This is a genomic window from Olivibacter domesticus, from assembly GCF_900109575.1.
Lineage (GTDB): Bacteria > Bacteroidota > Bacteroidia > Sphingobacteriales > Sphingobacteriaceae > Olivibacter > Olivibacter domesticus.
Genome location: NZ_FOAF01000001.1, coordinates 490,190 through 502,116 on the forward strand (window position 1 = coordinate 490,190; position 11,927 = coordinate 502,116).

Annotated in this window: 5 protein-coding genes; all 5 read right to left on the minus strand. The window is 40.1% G+C overall.

The features are described 5' to 3' along the window. Window positions 1–5 precede the first annotated feature (5 nt). Window positions 6–1,247 (minus strand): exo-beta-N-acetylmuramidase NamZ family protein, encoded by a 1,242-nt coding sequence (locus BMY50_RS01955; protein WP_093317612.1) that lies wholly within the window; start codon window positions 1,245–1,247, stop codon window positions 6–8. 59 nt (window positions 1,248–1,306) lie between these two features. Beyond that, window positions 1,307–3,025, minus strand: a complete 1,719-nt coding sequence (locus tag BMY50_RS01960; RefSeq protein ID WP_093317615.1) for a RagB/SusD family nutrient uptake outer membrane protein — start codon at window positions 3,023–3,025, stop codon at window positions 1,307–1,309. A 10-nt stretch (window positions 3,026–3,035) separates the two neighbouring features. Then, window positions 3,036–6,335, minus strand: coding sequence for a SusC/RagA family TonB-linked outer membrane protein (locus tag BMY50_RS01965; protein ID WP_093317618.1), 3,300 nt, complete (start codon window positions 6,333–6,335; stop codon window positions 3,036–3,038). A gap of 705 nt (window positions 6,336–7,040) precedes the next feature. Further along, the gene (locus tag BMY50_RS01970; RefSeq protein WP_093317620.1) at window positions 7,041–8,675 is read right to left on the minus strand and encodes a SusD/RagB family nutrient-binding outer membrane lipoprotein; all 1,635 of its coding nucleotides are present in this window, start codon (window positions 8,673–8,675) and stop codon (window positions 7,041–7,043) included. Between the two features lie 17 nt (window positions 8,676–8,692). Then, on the minus strand, window positions 8,693–11,776 hold the full coding sequence (locus BMY50_RS01975; protein WP_093317624.1) for a SusC/RagA family TonB-linked outer membrane protein: 3,084 nt from the start codon (window positions 11,774–11,776) through the stop codon (window positions 8,693–8,695). Window positions 11,777–11,927 lie beyond the last annotated feature (151 nt).

The window sequence follows — 11,927 nt, forward strand, 5'->3', positions numbered from 1 at the left end:
TAGTTTTATTCGAAGTCAGCATACAGGAGATATCTTTTGCGCATCTTTTTGTACGCATCTAATTCAGGCTTCCAACTCTCTTTTATTTGATCTTCGGTCAGACCCGAACTGATTTGTTTGATCAACTGATCATTGCCTGCCAGTTTGTTGAAAAAGTCGGGCCTTGCGAAAAACTTATCCGCCATGCCGGCCTTCTCAGCAATATGATAGAAGTCAATCAGGTATTTCAAAGTAAAGGTGCTTTTTTTGGGGTCTTCCTTTCGTAGATCTATGCCATAGCATAAATTATCTTGTTGTTCAACGTGAGCACTCATGCCGGGTTTTGTACCGGGAGTAAATGTAAAACTACCAAAGGAGGGGTTAGGATAACCTAGCACCTGAAAGGGCCAATCAGTACCTCTTCCAACGCTTATATCAGTGCCTTCAAATAAACATAGTGACATATATAAACGTATGGAGATATGATTTGGTAGACTAGGGGAAGGGATTATTGGCAGCTCATAAGGTGTTTTATGGTCCCAATTTTTAACCGGTATGACAGTAAGATCACATTTTTTCTTATTATCTAACCAACCTTCTCCGTTAATCATCTTTGCTAATTCACCTACTGTTAAGCCGTGTATCATCGCTATTTTATGAAAGCTAACGCCCGATTTAAATTTGTCATCTTTCCTCACAGGGCCATCTACCTGATCACCATTTGGGTTCGGTCTATCCAATACAATCATTTTTTTACCTTGGTTAGCACATAATTGCATCACACGATGCATAGAGGATATATAGGTGTAAAACCGAGCACCTACATCCTGTAGATCAAATATCATCACATCAATGGAAGCAACAATCGAATCCGCTTTTTCATTTTTACCATATAAACTATGTAGTGGCAACCCCGTTTTTTCATCTACATCATTAGCAACCTTTTCTCCTCGTTCGATGCTTCCTCGAAAACCATGCTCTGGGGCAAAGGCAAATTTCAGATCTATATTATGTGCCATTAACACATCTACAAGGTGTTTTTTCTCCGGGCCTACAATGGAAGTCTGATTACCCATTAGTCCGACTTTTTTGCCTTTAAGCAGCGGGAGATAAGTGTCAATCTGATCGGCCCCCGTTAGTATTTGTGTTTTATGTTTAGTTGCAGTAGTATTTTCGAAAACCTTTTTCGTTTTTGAAGATCTTTGCGTGCAGCTTGCTTGTGTAAATAGAATAGACGCTATTGTGAAAGTGAGAATATATTTTATCATGATATAATAAATGATGCAATGGAGTAAGTATAAGAAAAATACTCCATTGCGTGAAATGATTACCAGCCTGGGTTTTGCGTTAGTTCGGATCCGTTCTCACGGTATAGTGTTATTTGATCGATAGACAATGGCCATAAGTACACTTTATCGTTGTCAAAAATACGTTGTGACTCAGCTCTGAAAGCGGGAATAATATAGCCGATATCGCCACCTCCTTCCAATACCAAATTGGCTACCCTACTTTTTCCATCACCGTCTAAGTAATCATTTTTATTGATCCAAGCGCCCCGATTGATCGTTATGTTGTTTCTAGTGTCTGTATAGTTTAGTTTTTTCCAACGTCGCAAATCGTCAAATCTAAAGCCTTCCATCATAAGCTCCGCCCTACGTTCACGCCTAATTTCCCATAAGATAGAAGATATTTCAGGGTCTTTTTTAGGATCAGAATAGGGAATATTATTTACCATAGCCGAAGAACCCGAAACCTGCAAATTAGGTAGTTTATTGGGGATCTCTCCTCTACCGCGAAGTACATTAATAGATTTGTCTAAATCCTCTTGTGTGATGGTACCAAGTTCAGCACAAGCTTCGGCATAGTTAATTAATACTTCACCATACCTGATAACCGGCGCATCGGTAGGATTTCCACTTAAGTTTCCTTCTGGAAGATCCTTTATAGATTCGTTTAGAAATTTATGCACGGAATATCCGGAAGTGGAATAATTGGTTGCGATTCCTTGAAGCCTCAACTCTGGTATAACTGTTCCAGCCATTCGAGGATCTCTATCCTTCAGCACATTACCGATTGATTGATCACCTTGATATACTTTAGACAAAGCGACTGGAAGCCCGTCAGCACACAAGTAATTTTCAAGTGCATTTTTGGAAATACCCGCTTGAGATTCTTTGTTGTTATTGCTATGTAAGGCATGAGTTAAAATACCCACTGCGTATTTTCTATATAGAATCATTTCCGGACTTGAACTCAAATCAAGCGCATTGAACAAGGAACGATAATCTGGCCCAAGCGTATACCGACCTGATAACATAAGTTCATTTGCTGCCCATTTAGCAGCTTCCAAGTATGTTTTTGCTTTCTCTTGATCTATGTCATGATATTTCAGCCACGTTCCTTGAAATAAAAATACGCGTGACATAAAAGCTAATACCACATCTTTGTTTACCGTTAGTCCTTTTTCTCCATTTTCAACCCGTACGTTTTCTGCAGCAAATTGAAAATCTTCCAGCATTTTATCTGTTACGAATGTCCGTGGATCCCTCTTTTTATAGAGTTGCTCCGTGTCCAGGTAATCTACAACCTGATCGTACCAGGGCATATCACCAAAGCGACTCACGAGCCGATGGTATTCCATTGCTCTAAAAAAGCGGGCAATCCCTGTCCAGTGATTTTTTGCTTCATCATCCATGGGGACTTGAGGTATTCCAGCTAACATAACATTTGCTCTTCTAACCCAATCAAATGTCCAATCAGCAGCAGCAGCCGATGAAGGAATAATTTGGACAAACTGAGCAGGAGCGGAATTGGCAAAATCATCGTTTAGACTCTCTCCTGAAAAATAATTTCCCCAGCCATTGCCCGCGCCATAGCCTTTGAAATATCGCTCATAAAAGCCATATGAAAATGTTTCTACATTGTTTTCGCTCGACCAATAATCATTATTGGTTAGTTCATCAAGCGGATCCCGTTCGAGGAAATCTTTTTTACATCCTGCGAAAAAGAGGATGGCTAATAAATATATTATTACGTTACTTTTCATCACAATAATTTTATAAGGTTACTTGAACACCTAATGAATACGTTCTTCTATAAGGATAAACTCTTCCAAAAGAATTTGGATCATTTAGGCCCCATGAAGTATAATCTGTCTCCGGATCAATCGGAATGTCTACATTGTCAATCAATTCGAATAAGTTCTCACCGCTGAAAAAGATACGTAAGTTTTGAATTTTTGCTTTGCTTATTAATTTTTGAGGAAGTGAGTACCCAACCGTTAGGTTCTTCACCCTCAGGTAAGACATGTCAAGCAGGTATTTCGTTTGTACGAGAAAATTTTTATTGCTTCTATTCTGCTCGTGATCGGTAGGACGCGGGTAAAAGGCATTTGGGTTTTCAGGTGTCCAGTAGTCCAATTGATGCTGGTACCATCCTTCTGCTGCTCTAAATCCAGGAATTCCCATAGTACCAGCGGCCCATAGATCACGTTTGCCTACTCCTTGTAAGAAAAAACCAAAATCAAATCCTTTATAGCTAAAGTCCATTCGGTAACCATATTGCCATCTTGGAGTGGAATTTCCTATAATTTTCTGATCACCAGGATTATCAACGGTGTTTTCTCCATCACTAATCACACCATCACCGTTTAAATCTTTATATTTAATGTCACCAGGGCCATAAAAGAACCAAGGACTGGTTCCTTCAAACCGCTGTTGGGAGGCTATGCCGTCTACTAAAATATAATGGCCTCTGTCATCGGTTAATAAATTGCCGCTCGCATCCTGTTGAAAATCGTCTCTGGTGAAAAAGCGATCGGTTTCATAACCCCAAATTTCACCACTTATTTGCCCTTCATAGATAGGTGAGGAGGCAATTGTTTGTGTGAAATTCTTCGTTGAATTACCCGGAAATTCGGTCACCTTTTCCGTAAAATCACTGAGTTGGCCCATAGCGCTTATATTCAATCCATTGTCGAACGTATGATTATAACCGACCGTCAATTCCCAGCCCTTCGTTTGCATCTTCCCGGCATTCAGAATAGGGGCTTTAGCTCCGAAAGATGAAGGGAGTGTTAAACTTTCGCTTAGCATATCGCTAACCGTACGATTGTACCAATCAAAAGTTAAGTTGAGTTTGTCGTTAAAAAAATTGGCATCAAATCCGAAGTCGGTAGTGGTTACCCGTTCCCATGTTAAAGTTGGTGCTACAACATTCGGGTTTTGGAAGGTCGGTATGAACGCATCACCAATGAGCCACTTGCCGGCTAGGTTGCTGGTTGGATAGGCAGGCATAATGGGAAGAAAGACATTTTCGCCGATATTTTGATTACCAACACTCCCATAAGATCCTCTTATTTTTAAGAAGCTTAAATAAGGTTTGGCAAAGTCCATGAATTTTTCTTGCGAAAGAATATATCCAGCAGATAATGAAGAGAAGAAGGCCCATTTATCGTTCACAGGGAACCGAGAAGAGCCATCGTATCGGCCATTCAGTTCTAATAAGAATTTGTTTTGGAAAGAATAATTAATACGTCCAAAATAGCCTAAAGTTGACCAATGCCTAGCTCTTCCACCCACTGTTTGTGCACCCGCAGCTAAATTGAGTTCTCCTTTTGATGGATCCATCAGCCCCATCCTTTGGGAAAAATGATTACCGTTCTGAAATACTTCCAAATTTGTTCCTAACAATGCCTTAAAAGAATGGTCGCCATATTCTTTCGCATAGTTTCCATAAGCATTGAAGACGTGTCGATCTTCCCAGCTGGAATTTCTGCTAACCCGATCGTGCGCTGGCGTAGTATAGGTTTCTAAGGTCATGGGGTTTCCATTCCAATAATTCCATCCTTTTGCCGAACCTCCTATAACATGCTCCATGTCGTTCAATTTGGTATACGTATAATCGGCGTCAATAGTGAAACCAGGTAATACTTTAGCGGTTCCTCCAACGTTGATACGGGTCATGTTCGACTTTGTACTGTTCATGTTTGCTTGTTCTACATCAGTAATGGCATTTCTAAACGGTTGCCCTTGATAGGTTCCATAAGGAAATGTTTTAGGCCATCGATATAAATAGAACCAGGGGTCATAGACATCTCCGTTATATGAATAGGGCTCTGTTAATTTGGAGTTTGAATAAAGTACTTTTGTTCGCGCATCTAACCATTTATTTACAGAAGCGTTCACGGCTAAATTCAAATTGTACCGATCGTATTGATCTGGATTAACTTTGAGTACCCCATCCTGATTTAAATATCCAAAACCCATGTTATAGTTAATTTTATCACTTCCGCCGCTAATACTTAAATTGTGATTTTGTTGGGGCGTATACTTTTTCATATACATGCCGGGAGCATCCCAGGGCCTATAAAAAAATAAGGCACCGTCTCTTACTTCAAAATCACGACCTTCAACCATTTCAGGTCCTAAATCTTGCCCACCGTATAAAGTTTCCCATTCCTGCATTTTTTGGATCGCCAATTCGTCGAAGCGAACGCCCAAACTCGAGAAAAAAGGCTGCGAAGGATTTCTTCGCAAAGCAGCATCTAGCGCCATGCGGGTGCCACCAACTGCATCAGCAATTTCAGGTGATTTGGTCGGCTTTTGTAAAGCAAAGTTGTTTGTATAGGTGATTCTGCTGGGCGTATCTCTCTTTCCAGATTTGGTAGTGATTAAAATAACTCCCCATGCCGCTCTAGTACCATAAATAGAGGTAGAAGCTGCATCTTTGAGAACAGATACCGTTGCGATATCATTCGGATTTATCATTTGTAAGGACGGAACCTCCACATTATCTACTAATATTAAAGGTTGGGCTCCAGCGGTGCCTGTGTTTATGGAACCTCTTGCTCCTCTTAGTCGTATCGTTGGATTTGTTCCTAGATTACCGCTCGGAGTGGTAATGGTAAGCCCTGGTACAGTACCTTGTAAAGCGCGTACGGGGTCGGTTACCGGTCGGGTTTCAAATGTCTTTTGGACATCAACAGTAGATACGGCGCCGGTTAAGTTCGCCCTCTTTTGTGTGCCAAAGCCAACTACAACAACTTCGTTAAGTGAAGTTTCGTTTAAGTTCAGTTGAACATTGATGGTATTTTCCCTGCCTACCACGATTTCTCTTGTAGTTGAACCAATATAGGAAAATACCAATGTCTGGCCTTCCTTGGCATTTATGGAATAAGAGCCGGCATCATTGGTTGTAACACCTTGATTTGCCTCTTTGATTTTTACAGATACACCTGGAAGGGGAAGTTTGTCGGTCGCAGAGGAGACTCTTCCTGTGATGTTTCTTTCTTGCGCAAGCGTGACGGCCGACGCAAAAGATAATCCCATAAAAAACAGGAGTAGTTTTTTTTTCATTTCGGGTTGATTTTGATGATTAATAAATAAGAATAATTCAAGTTCATATGATAGTGAAATAGTTTGCAGCAATAATCAAAAGCGGTTTAAATGCTTATGTGCCATAAATAATATCCCTTATCTGCTTAATCGGTTACGGGGCCGCATAAACATGTGGCCTAATAATTGGCTATTCCGTACAATGATAATCAATATATTGATTTATTGCAACTTTATGCATTTTTATTACTACTTACTTTATAAATACGTCATAATTCAACTACTTTATTGCAATAGTATGCATTATTTATTTTGTTTGTATGTTGTTTGTGTTACCGTTTTATTAAATAACTAACGGGTAGCCACTAAGCAGGATACAAATAAAGTTTGTAAGACGGATGTGCTCGAATTTATCACACAGATTATCTAAAAGGGCGGGAGAGGGGGGAGCTTTTTCGGGTGTATATTTGCTTAGATATTGAAATCAGTTGCTATTTTTTTAGTCTGTACCTTTCAATTGTAAATCTGCAATTCGTTTGCGATACGTGATGGGCTTATCTATAATTCTGAATGTTTGCTTGGCGCAATTAGAACAGAAAACAACAATTAAAATAGATGCCCGGATAGTGAAATATTTCATCTTTTAATCACTTTATAGTTTCTTTCAAATGTATAAGAGGGCGTTTTTTAACGTCCCTCTTAATTCTATTATAGATTTCTAAAGTATTAAGGTTGGTCCCACCAAACGGGTTCATTTAAGTAAATAGGGCTCGATGCATTTGGATTTGCTTTTATTACTTGTTCTATATTGTAGTTGATTTCATAACTAGGTACAGCAAACCTTCTTGGCCAATCCGTTTGGCTTGGATAGGCTTCTACAAATGTATGGGATGGTCTCTTAAAACCTTTATATATTCCTATAGTTTCATTATATGCACCGGAGGCGTCAGTGCAATAATTCATTCTACGAAGATCTGACCAAACTTCGGGGGAATAAGATAGTGCTATATACTTTTGAATCATGATGTGACTCAGCGTTAGATTACCCGAGTTTTGCACAACGGATGTGCTATTCAGAAACTGTTCAGTAAGTTCTGCGTTAATTTCCATAAGGTTCATGTGTGAACGGATTCCTGCTTTGTAAGCGGCTAAAGCTTCAGCGGATTGACCAAGGCGTAATCTGACCTCTGCTTCGATAAAACGCATTTCTGCATTCGTTAATAAGAGCCCTTTACCTCCCCGTTTTGTGTACCAGGAGCCTGTAGACAAAATGCGATTGCCTGCTTGAGGCTGAGCGGGATCCCTTCTGAGCTGAACATAAACAGAATCTTTATTTGAAAAACTGTTTGAACTACTAATATATGAATAACTACTAGGGCCCGTTTTTGGCAAATCGGACGACATGTCTACCAATTGTGTGGTTATTAGAACGCCCTCTTTGTTTTGCATGCTAGGAATAAGTAAATCTATCCGCGGATCTGCTACATTGTTATTTCCATTGGGAGCACCTAAATAATTGTTACTTAGATAATCATGGTATAATTTTGTGATGCGGCCGGTCGACCCAATATTTACATATTGTAATGATGCTTTACTATTGTCGACAACCCCCTCCTCATCAACATATTGAATAACCGAACTTTGGTCATCTGTTTGCGGGGCTGCAGCTAATGCGTCTAGAACAGCTTGAGGATTATAGTCAGATTTCTTTGTCAAATGATTTAAAAATCTGGCTTTCAGACCGTAAGCTAAACGGATCCAGTTATCTACTTTTCCATTATTCAGAATATCACCTTCAGCTAGATCCGGTGCTGTAACTTCCTGTGTTTTTTGTAGGTCTGTAATTGCTTCATCTAATAGCGCCAGGATTTTCTCCTGAACATATGCGCCATCGTCAAATTTTGGAGTTAGATTACCAGCCACATCAAACTCATCGTAAGGAAGCATGCCATAGAAGTCAGCCAGATAGCCGAAACCCCATGCTTTCATTATTTTTGCCGCACCAACATAGTGGTAAGCACCCACTTTTTCGGAAGCATCGATTAAGGGTTGTATATTAACGGCAGTATTTACGTACCAGGATTGCCAAGGCCAATTAGCGCTTGAAACATTTGAGTACCATCTAGTAAGGTTCCAGTTGTTATTGTTTGCGTAAGTAACTGCCAGCTGTTGGGCAATAAATGCTACACGTGTACCAGCGCTTTCATAACCGTCTGCAAACTGAGCAATAATAGGAGGGAGGCGTTGTTCTGGAGTAGGTACAGTTGAATTTGCGCTACTTGGATTTTCATTGATATCAAGCCACTTTTTACAGGAGGTAAAAATTAGCGAAATTAGGAGGATATATATCGTCTTTTTCATTGTAAAATTATTAAGGATTAAAACCTAACATTTAAGCCCAAAGCGAAACCAGCGGTTGCCGGTACACCAGCGTAGTCAATTCCAACCGAACCTGAGCCAACAACACCCGCCCCAGCAGCACTGGTTTCCGGATCCATACCTGAATAATTGGTGAACAATAATAAATTAGTACCGGTCGCGGTGATTGTTGCTCCCTTTAGCCAGCTAGCCTTATTTAATAGGCTTTGAGGTAACGAGTACGCTAATGAGATCGACCTCAAACGTAGCCAGTTTACATTTTCTATAAAGTGAGGAACGTTGTTTGCATAAATGTCTCTATAATATTTTTCGCTTGCAATGACCTCTCTTGATACCGCTTCGTATTGGCCGGTTTCCGGATTCAGAGATTGGCCTGTAAAGGTTACTGTGTTTCCTCTGTTCTCAGTTAATTTACTGATGCCATTTACCGTCATTAAATATTCGGTAGCATTGTAAATATCGCCGCCTTTACGGAAATCGAAAAGAAAGGAGAAATTCCAGTTTTTAAAGGTGAAATTATTGTTAAAACCGCCAATAAAATCCGGTTCTCGATTTCCGATATATGTAGTCGTTAATGTGCTGGTTAGCGGATATCCAGTATTCCAGTCAAGTAAAATATTTCCATTAGCATCCGTTTGCCATTTTGAACCGCTTATACCCATAAAGTCACCATTGCCAAAAGAAGCTGCTTTACCATTCCCCACTTGGACGTCCGTCACATATAAAATGGGCAGTGAGCCCGGTAGTTCCTTTACGATGCCATTATTATGGGAAAAGTTAATCGTGGCATCCCATTGAAAATTATCTCGTTTTATGGGTGTCGTATTTAGAGTGATCTCGATTCCTCGATTTTCTAGTACACCCGTGTTAACGGAACTCAGAATATAGCCGGTTGCATTACTTACGCGTGGAGTTAATATTTGGTCAACACTTTTGTTTTTATAATAAGTGAAATCAAGTCCAATCCTGTCTTTTAGAAATCTTAAATCGGTTCCAAACTCAATGGAAGTCGTCGTTTCTGGCTTTAACAAGTCATTCCCACGAGACCAATAGTTCCTATAGCCACCCCCAATTGTTAATTCAGGGCCAAAGAGATAAGTTGCTGTTTGATAAGCCGCCGCATCTTTTCCTACTTGCGCGTATGATGCTCTTACTTTTCCAAAAGATAAAACATCGTTTTTAGGAAGGAGTTCGGTAAATACAAAACTTCCGCTTATTGCAGGATAAAAGAAAGATCGGTTCTGCAAAGGTAAAGTTGACGACCAGTCGTTCCTACCTGTGAATCCCAGGTAAACCATGTTCTTATAGGATAATCTAAAATCACCATAAACGCCAAGTAACCGTTTTCTGTTAATACTTTGTGAGTAATATTTGTTTTCGTTGGATGCGTTGTTAATATCAATAAAAGTTGGGATTTCAAATTGTTCTGCCCGCCTGGAATTAGAGGTTAATTTAGTGTCTTCAGTTGTTGTTCCCAAAACGACGTTAGCATCCCAAACATCGTTAAATGTTTTATGAAAATTTAACATTAAGTTGGAATTAATGTAATTGTAAGCACGGTCCGTTTCAGACAACATTCCTTTTTGCCAAGCAAGTTTAACGCTTGATCCAGGAGAGATAAGACTACTGAAATTAGTCGTGTAATTATCTATCCCTAGTCGGTAGGTTGCATCAAACCAATCCGTGATTTTAACATTTGTGTAAGCTGTAGCAATGAAGCGATTATTACGATCGCTTTGCGGGTTTTTATTTATGATCCAGTAAGGATTGTCGGTATTATCTTCTAAGGCAACATTAGGAAGAAGTAGGTTGTTCGACCCATCTGCACTAAGCCAGTTTTTCATATTGTTATTTCGTGGCCATGATAAGATACTTTCCATGTAGCCACTACCGCTTGATCCCCAGAGGCCGCTGCCTGTTAGTGTTTTCTGCGACTTACTTACTGCATAGGATGCATTGACTCCAAAAGTGAAAACGCCAACTTTCTGCTCACCATTAAAACGTACAGTCGACCTTTTAAAATTAGTAGTCGGTACAACCCCCGATTGATTAAGGTTGGATGCTGAAAGGAAGAAGTTGTTTTTAGCGGTGCCGCCCGAGATATTAAAGCTATTATCGTAAGCATGCGCCGTTTCAAAAAAGTCACCCAGGTTATCATACATTGTTTCACCAGTTTCAAACTTATCGCCCCAGGAAAGGGCGGTTTGGTCAGTAAAGTTGCCGTTATAATAAGAGCCTTGTTTGTAAAGGCTCTGTTGATCAGGTAGCCGATTCACCCAATTAGACATAAATCTGGATGTAACAGAAGCTGTTGCTGCGCCTTCTTTCCCTTTCTTTGTCGTAATAATAATGGCCCCCGCTGCTGCTCTCAGCCCGTACAGGGCGGCTGCAGCGGGTCCTTTTAATACAGAGATCGACTCAATGTCTTCTGGGTTAATATCCATTGCTCTATTGCTGTTGGTAGTAGAAATGTTTACAGAACCATCAAAAGCGCTGTTATCACCTTGGCCAGTGGAATTATCCATCGGCATGCCGTCGATTACAAATAGAGGTTGATTATCTCTTTCCAGCGAGGTACCTCCGCGTAGAACAATAGAAGCGGAAGCGCCGGGTGCTCCTCCGGAATTAGTAACATTAACACCGGCAATTTTACCGTTTAAGGAGTTAACGATATTTGGATCTTTGTTTTTTAATAGTTCATCAGATTTGATGTCTTGAGCGGAATAGCCAAGACTTCTAACCTCGCGTTTTATTCCCATCGCTGTAACGACTACTTCGTCCAGATTCGACGAAGAGGGTTGGAGGCTTGCATTGATAATGCTATTTGATCCTACTGTTATTTCAAGTGGATCCGAACCAATATAAGTAAAAAGCAAAGTTTCACCTTGGCTCGTTTGAATGTTATATAATCCTTCGCTATTTGTTTGCGTTCTGACGGAGGTACCTTTTACCGAAACCGTAACACCGGGGATGGGTTGGCCAGCACTGTCTGTTACCTTTCCCGCAATTGTCTTTTGTTGCGCCAGCACATGGGCTGATACAAAAAGCATTCCCATAAAGAATAGGAGTAGTTTTCTTCTCATGTTGGATAATATTAGTGGTTGATATATAAAGATTAATTAAGTTCATGTTTTTACTGCATTAGTATGATGGCTGTAATACCCCATAGTACAGCTCTTATACTTAAAAATACCCGAACAGTTTATTGGTTTATTTTTTGCTCTTTATACAGAG